The organism is Confluentibacter flavum (assembly GCF_002843175.1).
Lineage (GTDB): Bacteria > Bacteroidota > Bacteroidia > Flavobacteriales > Flavobacteriaceae > Confluentibacter > Confluentibacter flavum.
In genome coordinates this window covers 1-16,317 of sequence record NZ_PJEO01000016.1, presented here as the reverse complement: position 1 = coordinate 16,317, position 16,317 = coordinate 1, and the positions used below count along the sequence as shown (strand labels likewise).

General features: G+C 34.7%; 11 protein-coding genes. 10 read left to right on the top strand and 1 reads right to left on the bottom strand.

Features of this window, described 5'->3' with window-relative positions:
- Positions 1 to 5 precede the first annotated feature (5 nt).
- From CSW08_RS05210 to CSW08_RS05200, 3 genes are all read left to right on the top strand, one after another.
- Positions 6 to 1,664 carry a choice-of-anchor J domain-containing protein gene (locus tag CSW08_RS05210; protein WP_106658856.1) on the top strand — a complete coding sequence of 553 codons (1,659 nt, stop codon included), beginning with the start codon at positions 6 to 8 and terminating at the stop codon, positions 1,662 to 1,664.
- 79 nt (positions 1,665 to 1,743) lie between these two features.
- Complete coding sequence (locus tag CSW08_RS05205) at positions 1,744 to 2,529, top strand: endonuclease I family protein (RefSeq protein ID WP_106658855.1); 786 nt, start codon at positions 1,744 to 1,746, stop codon at positions 2,527 to 2,529.
- Between the two features lie 115 nt (positions 2,530 to 2,644).
- Positions 2,645 to 3,085, top strand: a complete 441-nt coding sequence (locus CSW08_RS05200) for a hypothetical protein (protein ID WP_106658854.1) — start codon at positions 2,645 to 2,647, stop codon at positions 3,083 to 3,085.
- 12 nt (positions 3,086 to 3,097) lie between these two features.
- On the opposite strand, the gene CSW08_RS05195 is transcribed toward CSW08_RS05200, so the two are convergent.
- A complete protein-coding gene (locus CSW08_RS05195; RefSeq protein WP_238987202.1) occupies positions 3,098 to 4,192 on the bottom strand; it encodes an endonuclease/exonuclease/phosphatase family protein in 1,095 nt (364 codons plus the stop codon).
- Between the two features lie 143 nt (positions 4,193 to 4,335).
- Between CSW08_RS05195 and CSW08_RS05190 the strand changes: the two genes are divergently transcribed.
- The 7 genes from CSW08_RS05190 (at position 4,336) to CSW08_RS05160 (ending at position 16,298) form a co-directional block, all read left to right on the top strand.
- Complete coding sequence (locus CSW08_RS05190; protein ID WP_238987201.1) at positions 4,336 to 7,110, top strand: TonB-dependent receptor; 2,775 nt, start codon at positions 4,336 to 4,338, stop codon at positions 7,108 to 7,110.
- Between the two features lie 11 nt (positions 7,111 to 7,121).
- Positions 7,122 to 8,552: a DUF5689 domain-containing protein gene (locus CSW08_RS05185; RefSeq protein ID WP_106658853.1), complete on the top strand. Its 1,431-nt coding sequence runs from the start codon at positions 7,122 to 7,124 to the stop codon at positions 8,550 to 8,552.
- Positions 8,553 to 8,821: 269 nt separating this feature from the next.
- On the top strand, positions 8,822 to 13,348 hold the full coding sequence (locus CSW08_RS05180) for a PAS domain S-box protein (RefSeq protein WP_106658852.1): 4,527 nt from the start codon (positions 8,822 to 8,824) through the stop codon (positions 13,346 to 13,348).
- Between the two features lie 68 nt (positions 13,349 to 13,416).
- Positions 13,417 to 13,842: a response regulator gene (locus tag CSW08_RS05175; protein WP_106658851.1), complete on the top strand. Its 426-nt coding sequence runs from the start codon at positions 13,417 to 13,419 to the stop codon at positions 13,840 to 13,842.
- 33 nt (positions 13,843 to 13,875) lie between these two features.
- The gene (locus tag CSW08_RS05170) at positions 13,876 to 14,898 is read left to right on the top strand and encodes a response regulator (protein WP_106658850.1); all 1,023 of its coding nucleotides are present in this window, start codon (positions 13,876 to 13,878) and stop codon (positions 14,896 to 14,898) included.
- Entirely contained in the window at positions 14,891 to 15,286 is a 396-nt protein-coding gene (locus CSW08_RS05165) for a response regulator (protein ID WP_157831430.1), read from the top strand. The genes CSW08_RS05170 and CSW08_RS05165 overlap by 8 nt, the downstream gene beginning before the upstream one ends.
- A gap of 106 nt (positions 15,287 to 15,392) precedes the next feature.
- Positions 15,393 to 16,298: an IS982 family transposase gene (locus tag CSW08_RS05160; RefSeq protein WP_106657880.1), complete on the top strand. Its 906-nt coding sequence runs from the start codon at positions 15,393 to 15,395 to the stop codon at positions 16,296 to 16,298.
- Positions 16,299 to 16,317 lie beyond the last annotated feature (19 nt).

The following is a 16,317-nucleotide window of genomic DNA, read 5'->3' as shown; positions in this document are numbered from 1 at the left end:
TGAAAATGAAAAATATATATTTTTACTTATTAATTATAGGAGCAATTTTCACGAGTTGTAATCCTTTAGAAGATATCTATAATGATATAGATGCAAAAGAGAATCCAATTGTTGGGGAGACTACTTATATTTTAACTAGTGATGATTATGAAGATTTAGATTTAACTTTTGGCAGCTTTAGTTCTGAAGAGGATGCTAAAACTATGTTGCCAGATTTTTTATCCGATTTATACCCAAGTTGGGGAAAAGGTTCTGCTGTTACTGTAGGTTATAGATTATTTATTGGTAATGCTGAAGGGGTAAGTGATTACTCTGGTGCAGATGTGTACCAACTTACTAATGCAGATTACGCATCAACAGGAAGTGATGCATTCGGGTTTTATCCAAATGTAGATGCAACGACTCAAATACCTAATGTTTTAGCAACACAAATAGCAAGTCCTGTAGCAGGAGATATTGTTTTAGCTAGATATTCGCAATATTTTGATACACCAGAAGTTGGGTTAGCAAACTTATTGGAATATGATTTTGCCGCAGGTTTTGAAGGGTGGTCAATAATAGAGACTTCGCCAGCTACAGGTAGCAATGCGGTTTGGACATCTCTGACTGGTTATGTTCAAGGTAATGGGTTTTTTGGTACTCAGGTAGCAAATGAGGAATGGTTAGTTTCACCAGCTATTGATTTAAGTGGAGAAACAAATCTTAAATTCCAAATAACTCAGGAAATTGATTTTTTAAGTGTTCCCGACCAAATTGATATATTGATTTCTACAAATTATTCAGGAGATCCATCTACGGCAACATGGACACCATTAAGTTTTGACAAGACAGCGTTTGGAAGCATGACTACTTCTCCAGATTATGATTTTTCAGCATATGATGGACAATCAATTAATATAGCTTTTAAATATGTTTCATCCAATACAGATGCAGGAAGATGGAGGGTAGCGAGTATGGCCTTGAAAGTTTTAGGTGCAACGGGAGAAACTAATAAAAAAGGCGAATTTTTCACCTATACTGGTAGTGAATGGGAAGAAGTTGATGGCGTCTCCTTTTTAAGTTCTGCGGATTTTGATTCTATGGGTGAAGGTTCAGGACAACCAGGGCGTTTTGACAATTTTGGAAGCTCAACACCAGCGGAATCTTATTTACCAACTTTTTTAAGTCTTACTCCACCATATGCATATGCTCAAGAAGAGGATGAGGTTATCATGGTTTATGATTATTTCTCTAGCTCAAGTGGGGCTCAAATTAGAGGCAATCTTTATACGGTTATAGACGGAATGTGGACAGCGTACACATCTACAATTGATACTGCTCTGCAATTTGGATTTGATGGTAATAGTTGGGTTCCAGACAATACCATAAGATATACTTTTACAGGAGCGGATGTTGCATTCATTTCTAATGCGTTTATAGATATCTATCCAGGGCCTGCTGACAATTATGGTTTCTTTGGTAGTTTTGATAGAAGGCCTACAAGTGGTAATTATTGGAACGATGCCATGTTACTTGAAGCTTTTAACGTGCTTTTAGAAAATGGAAATTTTGTAACTGCAGAAGATCAGAAATATGTGTTAACATATGTTATATATAATGGCTCTACAACTAATGAATCAAAAAGTGTTATAAAAACAGGTGGTGAATGGGTTTATCAACAATAAAATAAAGATCATTCTAGTATAATTATAAAACCGCTTTAACCTAAAAAGCGGTTTTTTATCTTTAATTAAATTTACACTAATGAATAAATACATTGCAATACTTCTATTCGGTTTACTATCTATTAATTGCAGCAACCCTGATAATAATGGAGAACCTTTAATAGAAGAGAAACCAATAGAAATAAGTTTTAATATCCCTTCAAATCTGCAAAATTATTATAGTGACGTGTCTTTTTTTGAAGATGCTGATTTAATAGCAAATGAATTAATAGCACATGTTACCGAGAATCATACAAAAATCTTATCGTATGGACAAAGACACCAATATTTGTACAATGCAGATGAAGACCCAAGCAATACAAATAATGTTATTCTAATGTATTCTGGGGAAAGTCGATATTGGCAAGAATATATATCAGGAAACAACAGCTATACGCCGCAAACATTTAATACAGAGCATATTTATCCTCAATCATTATTAACTTCTGAAATAGCTGTTGCCGACTTGCATCATTTAAGGGTTTGTGATGAAGACGTTAATAGTTTAAGAAGTAATTATGCCTACGCAACTGGAAATGGAACATATAATGTAGAAGAAAATAGATGGTACCCAGGTGACGATTGGAAAGGAGATGTTGCAAGAATGATTATGTATTTAAATCTTAGGTATAATCAAAGTTTTATTAAAGTTGGCGGCATATCGCTTTTTCTAAAATGGAACATTGAAGATCCTGTATCGCAATTTGAAATTCAACGAAATGATGTTATTGAGCACGCACAAGGTAATAGAAACCCTTTTATAGACAATCCGTATTTAGCGACTTTACTTTGGGGAGGCAATGCTGCAGAAAATAAATGGAATTAGCATACATAAAACAATAATTTAAAAACTGCTTCTCCAGATAGTTATCCAGAGAAGCGGTTTTTTTATACTATAAATTATTACATTTGTTTTATTCTAAAAATCTAAATTTATAATTATGTATAATACAGTTAAAATACTCCATTCTTATTGGGCCTATCTCGTACTTTTGGTATTAATATTGGCTACGTTCAATGCTTTGTATAAAATGGCTGCAGATAAAGAATATGCTGCCAATGATTTTAGAATATCATTATTTGCCTTAATCGTTTCACATATTCAATTGTTAATTGGATTGATTTTATATTTTGTGTCTCCAAGATTGCAAGCTTTTAGTGAATTAGGTATGGGTGGCGTGATGAAAGATGCTGTTAATAGACTTTATTTAGTGGAGCATCCTTTTGTGAATATTATAGCCGTTGCTCTAATAACCATAGGTTATTCCAAACATAAAAAGAAGTTAACCTCTCAAGCAAAATTAAAACCAATAGCTGTTTTTTATACCATTGCTTTGGTATTATTTTTATCAAGAATTCCTTGGAATACCTGGATAAGCTAAAAATAGATTTAATTAGTCTTCTCTCCCCTTCGGGGAGATGTCCGATAGGACAGTGGGGATTTCCTTAATAACATAAACATACACTGGAAAGTGGTCGCTAAACCCGTCCGAAAATCCGCCATCAGACCAACTTCTATACGGATACCCTTTATAAGTTCCTTTGCTCGTAATTAAATAATCGTTGTTAAATATACCTGCCTTATAAAATTGAAAAGAGGTATAGTCTTTTTCCAATAAGGATTTTGTAAGCAGTATTTGGTCAAACAAACTCCAAGCATCTCGGTAAGCCGTTGTTCCTAAACCGTCTCTAAAGAAGTTTTCATAAGGATTATAAATACCTTTAAAATCAACTTTATCTTTATCTTTTTGAGTTTTTAAACCCTTTTTAACACTGGTATTATTGGGGTTATCATTTAAATCACCCATGATGAAAACCTTTGCATACGGATCTATAACTTGAAGGGAATCCACTAAATATTTAGATAGTTTAGCCGCTGCTATCCGGTTGTATTGGCTTTTTGCTTCGCCACCGCTTCTAGATGGCCAATGATTGACTATAATATGCATCAGTTCACCATCCAAATGGCCACTCACCAATAATTGGTCTCGGGTGTAAATTCTTTTTCTAGTAACATTGTCGTAAATCTTTAGTTCATGACTGCTTGTTGTAATGGGATAAAAGAGTTTTTTTTGGTATAATAATGCCACATCAATGCCTCTGGCATCTGGAGAATGATAGTGAACAATACCATAATTTTTATCTCTTAAAATAGAATCATTCACAACGTCTTCAAGCACGTCTTGGTTTTCAACTTCAGAAACGCCAATGATTGCAGGAGTATTGTTAGAAACGTCCCGTCCAATATCTGCCAAAACACGGGCCATATTTCTCACTTTCTTTTTATAGGCATCAGAACGATTTGCCTTTAGTTCCATTAAGGGGCTATATTCATCAAAATTAGTAGGGTCGTTTATGGTGTCGAACAAGTTTTCTAAATTATAAAAAGCAATAGTATGTATTTTATAAGTTTTATGTTCTTGAGCCTCTGTAATTGAAATTACCATCCAAAATAAAAACAATGAACTGAATTTTAAAAATTTAATCATGATTGAAACATATTACATATTAAGATAAAAAAACTGATTACAAAAGTAGTTATTTCTTTCAAAAAAACTATTTTAGCGTTTAGTAAGTAATTATAATTTAGAAATTGAAAAAATTAGGGCTTGTTTTTTTGTTTTATATGTTAATGTCAATTTCTGTATTAGCACAACAAACACGCATTCAAGGAAGTGTAAAGGATGTTACATCTTTTCAGCCTATTCCAGAAGTAACCGTAACCATTGAGGCAACATCTCAAAACACTAAAACCAATACATTAGGCGAGTTTGAATTCTCTTCAAATGTGCCCTTAGGAGAACACATATTACAAATTTCTAAAATGGGATATATAACAGCTAAGTATCCTATAACTGTAGATGAATTTCAAACAGTTAATATTACAGATATGATTCTTGAACTTGATACGATGGCTTCACAAGATTTATTTACCATTAGCTTAACTGAAGACGAACTTGATAATGATGAAAGTGGATTTGGAAACGTATCTGGTTTATTGCATGCGTCTCTAGATGTGTTTCAACGAACTGCTGCATTCGAATTTAGCTCTTCTTTTTTTAGGGTTAGGGGATTGGATTCGGATAATAGTACCATGTTGATTAATGGTATTGAAATGAACAAAATATATAATGGCAGACCCCAATGGAGCAACTGGGGCGGATTAAATGATGTGATGCGTAACCAAGAATTAGCTCCGGGACTAAAACCATCAAGTTACCAATTTGGAGGTATTTTAGGAACCAGCAATGTGAATGTTAGGGCATCTCAAATGTCGTATGGCGGACGAATCACCTATTCATCAAGCAACAGAAGTTATGCCAATAGATTTATGGCAACATACTCATCGGGTTTGTTGCAAGGCGGTTGGGCTTATGCGGTGTCTTTGGGGAGACGATGGGGAGATGAAGGCTATCAAGAGGCTACCTTATATGATGCGAATTCCGTTTTTGTTTCCGCAGAAAAAGTTATTAATGATGCCCATAGTTTAAACTTTACAGGCATTTATACACCAAACAGAAGAGGAAAATCGTCTCCAAATACTCAAGAGGTTTATGATTTAAAAGGCATAAAGTATAATGAATATTGGGGCTGGCAAGATGGAAATAAACGAAATTCCCGCATTAAAGAAGTTGATGAACCTATTTTAATGCTAAACCATTATTGGGCCATAAACAGCAACCTGTCATGGAACACCAATGTGGGTTATCAGTTTGGAAAAACAGGAAACAGCCGTTTGGCTTATGGAGGTGTTACACAAGTATTAACATCGGAAGGACAGGAGACTTTTGAAGGAGGCGGACGAAACCCAAGTCCAGCTTATTATCAAAAAATGCCAAGTTATTTTGAGCACAATTTCCCAGATGATTTAGAATTTGCATACGGTGCACAACAATTTTTTTTAAACGATGGGCAGATTCATTGGCAACCCATGTACGACGCCAATATGGCAAATGCAGCCCAAGGAAAAAACGCTAACTATATGTTGTACGAAGATCGGGTAGATGATAAACAATTCACCTTAAACACCATTTTTAATGGTAAGGTAAACGACCATATTTTATATGATGCATCCATAAGTTATAAAGCATTTGAGTCTGAAAATTTTGCTGAGGTTTTAGATCTTTTGGGTGGTTCAGGATTTTTAAATGTGGATAGTTTTGACGGCGTTCAGTTCGATTTAAAAAATCCGAACACTATAGCCAAAGTAGGCGATAGGTATGGCTATAATTATAATATGTTTGCCAATGTGCTATCAGGATTTGCACAGGCACAATTTAAATACAATAAAGCTGATTTTTATGCATCTGCTAGCGTCACTAACACGCAATATCAGCGTGAAGGCTTGTTTCAATCGGAAACATTTGCCGATAATTCCTTAGGAAAAGGAGACAAGTTATCCTTCACGGGTTTTGGTGCTAAGGCAGGTTTTACCTATAAGATATCAGGGAAACATGTATTCGATTTCAATTTAGGTTACATTACCAAAGCACCATCCATAAGTAATAGTTATACAAATTCCAGATCAAATCACAACATCGTTCCCAATATTTCAGAAGAAAAAATAAGCAGTTTTGATGCTAGTTATATTTTCCGTTCTTCTTATGTAAAGGCAAAACTCACCGGGTTTTATACCATGCTTAAAAATGCCAACGAAATCTCATTTTTCTTTGCAGATGGCATTGGTAATGTTATTGCCGATTCTGGCACACAACAATCGGGGAGAGATGAAACCGAATTTATTCAAGAAATTTTACAGGGCATCAACAAAAACCATTTGGGTGGCGAGTTTGGCGTGGAAGCTCAAGTAACGCCAACTATCAAATTAAAGGGGGCTGGTTCCATAGGGCAATACACCTATGCCAATAACCCGGATTTATATCTGTCTTCCGATAGGTTTGAGAATGTATATTTAGGTAAATCCTATTTAAAAAATTACAAGTTAGCTGTTGGTTCGCAACAAGCTTATTCCGTCGGTTTTGAATATCGCGACCCCGACTATTGGTGGTTTGGTGCCACGGCCAATTTTTTTAAAAACACCTATGTAGATGTGAGTCCGTTAACTAGAACCAAGAATTTTTATACCGATGTAGACGGCCAACCTTTTATTGATTATGATGATGATTTGGCAAGAGCCTTATTAAAACAAGAACGTTTTGATGATTATATGGTAGTGAATCTGGTAGGTGGAAAATCTTGGAAAGTGAACCAGTATTACATTGGTTTTTTTGCAAGTGTAAATAACCTGTTGGATGAAGTTTATAAAACAGGCGGATTTGAACAAGGGCGCAATGCCAATTACAGGCAATTAAGGGACGACCAAGCCTTGGATAAACCTGTTTTTGGTGCTAAATATTGGTATGGTAGAGGAGCAAATTATTTTTTAAACCTATATGTTAGATTTTAACACTAAAAATTATGAATACTAAATTTATAGCCATGTTGTTGCTGGTTGTTTTTTCATCGTGCGTAGATGATGGCGATTATGACATTCCAATACCAAAAGAAGGACAAGACATTACCATTCCAACAAATCAACTAACCACATTTAAGGCGCTGTACGGAAAGTATGCCCAAGCGGTCGCCAATGATAAATTGATAGCTATTATTGATGAAGATGAAGAATTATATATTGAAGGCTATGTAGTGTCCAGTGACCAAGCCGGTAATTTTTTTGAAGAACTCATCATTCAAAATAAGGTAGATGGCAGTAACCCCGATGACGATCCCAGATTAGGGATTCGGTTAGATATTAATGTGGGGAGTTTGTCTGACACCTACGAGTTTGGCAGAAAAATATATGTAAAATTAAGCGGATTGACTATAGGCGAATCAAACGGTGTATTAACCATTGCCAAGGGAGAAGACCAAAGTTTGGAACAAATACAAGAATTTGAATATAGAACGATTGTGATTAGAACACCAGAAGTGGCTACCATCACCCCAAAAATAGCATCATTAATAGAATTAACCGATGCTGATGAAAATACCTTAATCCAATTGGATAATATGCAAATAAAAAACAGCGAATTGGCATTAACCTATGCAGGCGAAGGTATTGATGAATTTGATGGATTCCGTACTTTGGAGAGTTGCGATACCAATCTTTCCATACTATTACAAACCAGTACGTTTGCCGATTTTAAGTCGTTACAAGTGCCTCAAAAAAAAGGTTCTATAACTGGAGTCTTCACAAGGGATTTTGGAGACGACTTTAATGTATTAGTGATTAATAGCGTTACCGATGTCGATTTTACCGATGACAACCGATGCGACCCCATGCAATTTAGTTGTGGTCTGGCAGACACCGTTGGCATGGCCAATTTGTTTTACGATAATTTTCAATCGCAAACCAATAATCGGTTGATAACAGGAAACGGTTGGACCAATTATATAGAAGCAGGCAGCGAGGGCTGGGAAGCCTACACAGCGACTGGAACCAATGCTTCTTTAGACAGATCGGCTAGAATGCAGTCTGCTAGTTCGGGCGATGTAAGCAATGTGGCTTGGTTAATATCACCGCCCATTAATTTAGATGTTCAGGATGGGGAAACCCTGCGTTTTAAAACCTCCAATAGTTTTGCCGATAGCAGTGATATGCAAGTATTATATGCCTCTAATTGGGATGGTACCGAAGCCAACGTTTCCAATGCTACTTGGAGTATCTTGTCTGATGCTTATATTGTTAAAGATACCGATTATTTTGGCTCTTGGTTTAACTCTGGCAATGTCGATTTATCGTGTTTAACAGGAACCATACACATCGCTTTTAAATATATTGGCAGTGGCAACCCTACTTTTGATGGTACGTATGAACTGGATGAAGTACGTATTGATTATGTACCTTGAAAATATTAAAAGATTTTCTTTTCTTTGTGAAGCTATTAATACCCGTTCTAATAAAAGCTGCTTAATTTTTTTGCGATATCCGTAAAAATGGAAAGTAGTTAACTCTCTCAATTAAATAATCATTAATTAATGCAATTTTAGCCATTGGCAAAAGTTGCCTTTGCACTTATTAATATAAATAATGTCTTGAATGTTTTTTCCAAGCATGCTCTTGGATAATGATAATATTAAAAAATTTGGATAATAGATAGAGCAAATAATAACCCCAAATGAGCAATAAACTTGACTATAGCACGCTATTCTATTTAAACCCTTTTCCTAATTGGGTCTATGATATAGATACTTTTGAAATCCTTGATGTCAATCAAGCTGCCATTGACCTCTATGGTTACAATAAAGCAGAATTTTTAACATTAACCATTAAAGAGTTAAGGCCTAAAGAAGAAATACCTAAGTTAATGGCAGTTCATGAGGGTATTCATACGCATAAGGGCAATAAACACTTTGGCACGTTTACCCATCAAAAAAAGGATGGAACAATTTTGCTTGTCGAAACTAATGGTCATAGAGTAGATTTTCAAGGAAAAAACTGTTTTATGGTAGTTTGCCAAGATGTTACCGTTTTACAAAAACAACTTTTAGAATTACAAGAATCAGAAAAGAAACTAAAAGCAGCATCTGAAATAGCAAAGATTGGTTATTGGAGGCTTGATTTAATTACCAATTTATTGTATTGGTCAGATAAGGTCTTTGAGATTTGGGATATAGAGAGGGAAAATAGTGAAATTAGTTATGACTTTTTTTTTAATTCCATTCATTCAGATGACAGAGCACTTTTTGAACGTGAACAAGAAGCTGCAGTGTCTGGATTAAAAGAATTAAATTTTACGCACCGCATTATACTTCCCAACGGAGATATAAAATGGGTACACGAAATGGGAAGGTTAAACAAAAACTCAGAAGGAAAACCCATAACATTTGAAGGTACAGTACAAGATATTACGTTACAAAAAAAAGAAGAACAATACCTAAAATTACTAGAAAGTGTTATTACCCATACCAACGATGCCGTATTAATTACCGAAGCCGAGCCACAGGATGAACCTGGCCCCAGAATAATATATGTAAACGAAGCGTTTACTAGAATGACAGGCTATACGGCTGATGAAGTGATTGGCAAATCGCCACGCATCTTACAAGGTCCAAAATCTGATAAAAATGAACTGGCACGATTGGGTAAAGCTCTTAGAAACTGGGAATCATGTGAGGTAACCACGCTTAATTATAAAAAAAATGGTGAGGAGTTTTGGATTAACTTCACCGTATCACCTGTAGCCGATGAAAAGGGTAGGTACACCCACTGGATAGCGATTGAACGTGATGTTACCGCTGCTAAAAATGAAGACTTTAAAAGAGATTTTTTAGCCAATATAAGTACTGTTTTTAATGACGGTATAGACCTCAATATGTCTCTTGAGCGACTTTGTGAACTTATTGTTAACTATGGAGACTTTAGTTTGTGTGAAATTTGGTTGCCTACCATTCATGAAAAAGCCTTAAAGCTTTTATCCCGTGTTGAAATGGATGCTGCAGCGAAAAAATTCTATACGTATTCAGAAAATATAGAGGAAATAGGTTTTGATAAAGGACTTCCAGGTAAGGTGTGGAAAACCAAAGAATCTATTTTATGGGGAGATATTGATATAGAGGGGTTTTTTATAAGAAATGATGCTGCTAAAAAAGCAGGGTTGAAATCTGTGCTTGGCATTCCCCTTACACACCAAGAAAGAATAGTAGGAGTGTTGGTTGTTGGGACTAAAGAAGATGTTTATAAAATGGAAGGGTATCAGTCTATATTGACTGAAATGGAGTCATTTATAGGGGCTAAAATTAATAGGAAACGCTTAGAAAGTGATCTGCATCATTTGTTTGATACCTTACCAGACATTATATGTATTGCAGATCTAAATGGTCATTTTTTGAAAATAAACAAGGCGGGATGTGAACTTCTCGGTTATGAAGAACACGAGATTGTAGGATACCCATTTGAAAACTTTACACATCCTCTAGATAAAGCCATTTTTAACAATGAAGTAAAAAAAATAAAAAAAGGAGAAACTATTCTCAATTTTGAAACCCGTTATATTACTAAAAAAAGTGATGTTATTTGGCTTAGTTGGCACTGCAATCCTATTAAAGAAGAAGGGGTCATTTATGCTACAGCCAAAAATATTACTGAAGAGAAAAAATTACGAGAGTTAGTGGCGGATGCCTCTCAATTGGCAAAAATCGGAAGTTGGGAACTCGATTTGGTCTCACTGGATAAAACCGATACTATATATTGGTCCCCTATGGTTAGAGAAATTTTGGAAGTTGATGATAATTACAATCCGTCATTAACAGAAGGTTTTGAGTTTTATAAAGAAGAAAGTAAATGCCGCATTGAAAAAGCAGTTGGAACACTCATCAACGAAGGAACTGGATTTGATGAAGAACTACAGATTATTACAAAAACAGGGAAAGAAAAGTGGATTAGATGCATTGGAAAAAGTCAGCAAGTTCAAGGAAAGAGGACTAAAATATCTGGAAGTTTTCAAGATATCAACTCCTTGAAAACCACTGAAGTTCAACTTAAAGAAATTCTGGGAAGTATTTCTGATGCGTTTTATGCTCTTGATGAACACTGGAACTTCACCTACTTCAACAAAGAAGCTGAAAACTTATTGAACCGAAAAAGCAGTGAGGTACTTGGTAAGAATATTTGGAAAGAATTTGAACCGGCTAAAGGTACGGAGTTGGAAAGGGTGTATCGAAAAGTTGCCAAAACAGGCAAGCCCCTAAGCTTTGAATATTTGTATCCTGGGGATAATAACTGGTATGAACTCAATGTGTATCCTTCCAGCGGAGGGGTTTCATCCTATTTTAAAAATATCAATGAACGAAAAAAAGTGACACTAGAATTACAAAAAGCTTATGAGGAAAAAAACCAAATCCTGGAAAGTATTGGAGATGCTTTCTTTACAATGAATAGAGACTTTACCGTGACTTACTGGAATAAAACGGCTGAGAAACTTATTGGTGTTAAAAGAGAAGCTCTGTTGGGTAAAAATTTATGGGATGTTTTTCCTGACGCAGTAAAACTACCCTCGTATACCAATTACCATAATGTCATAGAAACAGGAAAGCCCATCTTGTTTGAAGACTATTACGGTGTTTGGTTAGAGGTTAATGCCTATCCCTCAGCTGACGGAATTAGTGTTTTTTTTAGAGATATTACGCATAAGAAAGAAGCCGATGAACGTTTGATAAAAGCCTACGAGGAGAAAAACCAAATTTTAGAAAGTATTGGGGATGCGTTTTTTGCTGCTGATAAAGATTGGATCGTTACCTATTGGAATAAAGAGGCTGAACATGTACTTGGCAGAAAAAAGGATGTTATATTGGGCAAAAACCTGTGGGAGGAGTATGCGGATGCCATAGACTCCGATTTTTATAGACAATACCACCAAGCGGTGGCAACAGGTAAAACGGTATCATTCGAGGAACACTATCCAACATTAAACAAGTGGTTTGAAGTTACGGCTTATCCCAACTCAAAGGGCTTATCTGTTTATTTCAAGGATATAACCCTTAGAAAAGAAACAGATATACGGATACTTCAAGCCAATGAACGTTTTGAAAAAGTAACCAAAGCCACAACCGATGCTATTTGGGACTGGGACATTGAAAATGATGTATTTTATCGTGGCGACGGTTTTGAAAAACTATTTGGATATGATGTAAAAAAAGCGCTTAAAGGAGATGAATTTTGGGAAGATAGTTTCCATCCTAAAGATCTTACCGGAATACAGACTAGTTTACATGAATGTTTACAGGATTCCTCAATGGAACATTGGCGGTATGAATACCGAATTATTCATAAGAGTGGAGAAGAAAAAACAGTTATAGACAAAGGGGTTGTTATTAGAAATAAGACAGGAAAAGCTATTCGAATGGTTGGTGCAATCACCGATATTACCCACCGCGTTGTATATGAAAAAGAAGTGCTAGAATTGAATAAAATTCTTAAAAAACATATCAAGGAACTTGAAATATCCAATGAAGAATTAGAACAATTTGCTTTTATAGCCTCTCATGATTTACAAGAGCCTTTGCGGATGATTTCCAGTTTTTTAAATCAAATTCAACGAAAGTACCGAGACCAATTAGATGATAAAGCACATCAGTACATTAATTTTGCTACCGATGGGGCTAAACGCATGAAACAAATTATATTGGATTTACTCGATTATTCTAAAGCAGGAAAACTTGCAGATCATCTCGAAGTTATTAATTTGAACGAACTTATCGAGGATTATGGTATTTTAAGAAGGAGACTCATTCAACAAAAAAAAGCAACCATACTTGTTAATAATCTTCCAAATATCACGTGTTTCAGGGCACCTCTTTTACAAACGGTGCATTGTTTGCTCGATAATGCCATTAAATACTCTAGGGAAAATGTGCCTCCTACGATAAAAGTTTCAGCTTTGGAAACAGAAGCCTATTGGCAGATAAGTATTGAAGATAATGGCATTGGAATTGATTCCCAATTTTTTGATAAAATTTTTATTATCTTTCAGAGGTTGCACAATCGAGACAAGTATGAAGGTACAGGTATTGGTTTATCCATTGCTAAAAAGCTTATTGAGTACTGGGGAGGAAAGATTTGGGTCGAATCGGAATTGGATAAAGGAAGTACATTTTATTTTACTATTGATAAAAACGAAGAACATTTAAGTATGAAACTTCAATAAAAATAAGGGTCACATACAAACATGATTACCTAAGGTATATAACCGTTTAAAAACATTAAAATTAAAACATGAAAGAAGTCCATATATTATTGGTCGAGGACAATGAAGGAGATATTGTTCTTACCCTTGATGCTTTTGAAGAAAGTAAGATAAGAACAAAAATTAGTGTGGTTAAAAATGGTTCCGATGCACTTGATTTTGTGTTTAAAAGAGGAGATTATATAGAAGTAGATCGTCCAGATTTAATACTGCTTGATATCAACATCCCTATTTACAATGGACATTACGTGCTTGAAAAAATTAAAGAGGATGCCTCACTAAAGACAATACCTGTAATAATGCTTACAACGTCTTCCAATCAAAAAGATATCAATAAATCTTACGAGAATCATGGTAATAGTTATGTAACCAAACCCATTGATATGGACGATTTTTTAAAAGTCATTTTAAAAATAGAGGAGTTTTGGTTACAACTTTCTAAACTGGCAAAGTAAGGTTATCTTTATTCAAATTTAAAACGAGGTATAATGAGTAAGGATAGCCTGACACTTTCAATTCTAATAATTGAGGACAATCTTGGGGATTTTGTGTTACTGGAAGATCATCTACTTGAAAAATTTGATGCTATCCAAATTTTTCACGAGGAATCATTCGAATCTGCAATTTTAACAATAAAGTCAGACAAAAAAATAGATATTATCCTGCTGGATTTGGTATTGCCCGACCTTCAGGGGGAGGTTTTGGCAAAAAAAATCCAACAGAATACAACCGATATCCCTATAATTATTTTGACGGGCTATACAGATATTGATTTGGCTAGAAAGATATTATCGCTGGGAGTATCGGATTTTTTGATTAAAGATGAAATTAACCCAGAAATATTATACAAGTCCATCATTTATTCTTTAGAACGAAAAAGCTATATAAACGGTCTAAATAAAACTAAAAAAACATATCAAGATTTATTTAATTTGAGTCCGCAACCCATGTGGCTATACGATACTTCCACATTATTTTTTTTGGATGTAAATCAAGCAGCCATTGATAAATATGGTTACACCTTAGAGGAATTTAGAAGTATGACCATAAAGGATATAAGGCCTAAAAATCAAATTAAATATTTGCAGGATAGTTTAGCCAAGCATGCATTAACGGGGTCTGTTGGCTTTGCGGGGTTTTTTACTCACACACTTAAGTCTGGTAAAAACATCAGTGTAGAAATTTTTAGTAGTAATATTGATTATAATGGTAGATTAGTCAGATTGGTATTAGCAAATGACGTAACCGATAAATTAGAACATACAAAAAAAATTGAAGCACAGAACGTTAAATTAAAGGACATTGCTTGGACACAATCCCATGTAGTTCGTGCGCCTTTATCGCGTATTTTAGGAATAATTAATCTTATTGAGCTCGAATCTTTTAATTCAAAGGATTTACCGTACTTAATAGAACAGCTCAAATTATCAGGAAACGAAATGGACGTCATAGTACGTAATATTGTAAATGAAGCTAAATTGTTGAATATAAATGAGTCGAACAATGAATAAGCATGTATTATTAGTAGACGACGATCCTATTTTTCATATAATATTTACTAGAATGATAAAGAAGGTTTATCCTGAGTTGAGCGTAAACTCCTCTTTAAATGGTAAAATAGCATTAGAATATTTAAATACTAATTATAGTGAAGAAAGCCAATATATTATTTTGTTGGATATTAATATGCCAGTATATAATGGTTGGCAGTTTTTAGATATTATCAAAAAAAAAGAGATCATCCTAAATAATAATATAATAATTTTTGTTGTTACTTCTTCAACCGATCTAGATGATATAAAACGTGCTAAAAGCTATAGTTTTGTTAAAGACACGCTTTCAAAACCATTATCAGTTGATTCTTTAAATCATGTTTTGCAGCCTTTAATTAATGAATAACTTAACGTGAGTTCGACGTAAAAAAGTTGATTTATTTATAATAAAAAAGCGAAAAATTTAGTAAATTAAAGTTCTGAATTTCAATTATATAACTAAATATTTCGCTATGATTTCCGATTCTAAAATTACTGAAATTTTCTGTTCTATTGATGATTTTTGTCTTGAATTTGTCCCTTTTTGGCAAAAAAGCCTACTGGCCAATGGAAAAAAGCGCACCAGAGCTTCAAAAATGGGCCTCTCTGAAGTAATGACCATTCAAGTGCTTTTCCATTTATCCGGGTATAAAACCTTCAAGGATTTTTATATAGGCTATGTCTCAAAACATCTAACCAGTTATTTTCCAAACCTGGTATCCTATAATCGTATGGTGGAACTCAAAGGGCAAAGCTTTATGCCCCTGGCTATTTACCTCAAAGTTTGTGGATTGGCAAATTGTACGGGGATTAGTTTTATAGATTCTACGCCCCTAAGGGTTTGTGACAAGCGAAGAATTAACCAACATAGGGTATTCAAGGATTTGGCACAAAGGGGACAATGTTCCCTGGGTTGGTTCTATGGTTTCAAATTGCACATAATCACCAATGACCAAGGCGGTATCATTGATTTTATGATAACTAAAGGCAATGTGGATGATAGAAAACCTTTACGCTTCAAAGCCTTTGTTAAAAAGCTGTTTGGGAAGCTCTTTGGTGACAAAGGCTACATCTCCAAAGATCTATTTACTGAGTTGTTCTATAATGGAGTGCATCTGGTAACCAAGCTTAAAAAGAACATGAAAACAAAACTATTGACCCCTGTGCAAGATGCTTATCATTTAAGAAAAAGGGCCATTATCGAAACTATTTTTGACCAACTCAAGAACATTTGCCAAGTTGAACATTCTAGACATAGAAGCGTAACCAACTACTTCAATAATATTTTTGCCTCACTTATTGCCTATAATTTTAAAGATAGAAAACCTTCTTTAAAAAACAACTTCGTCGATACAAAGCAACTGTATTTAACTTTATAATTACATCGAACTCACGTTA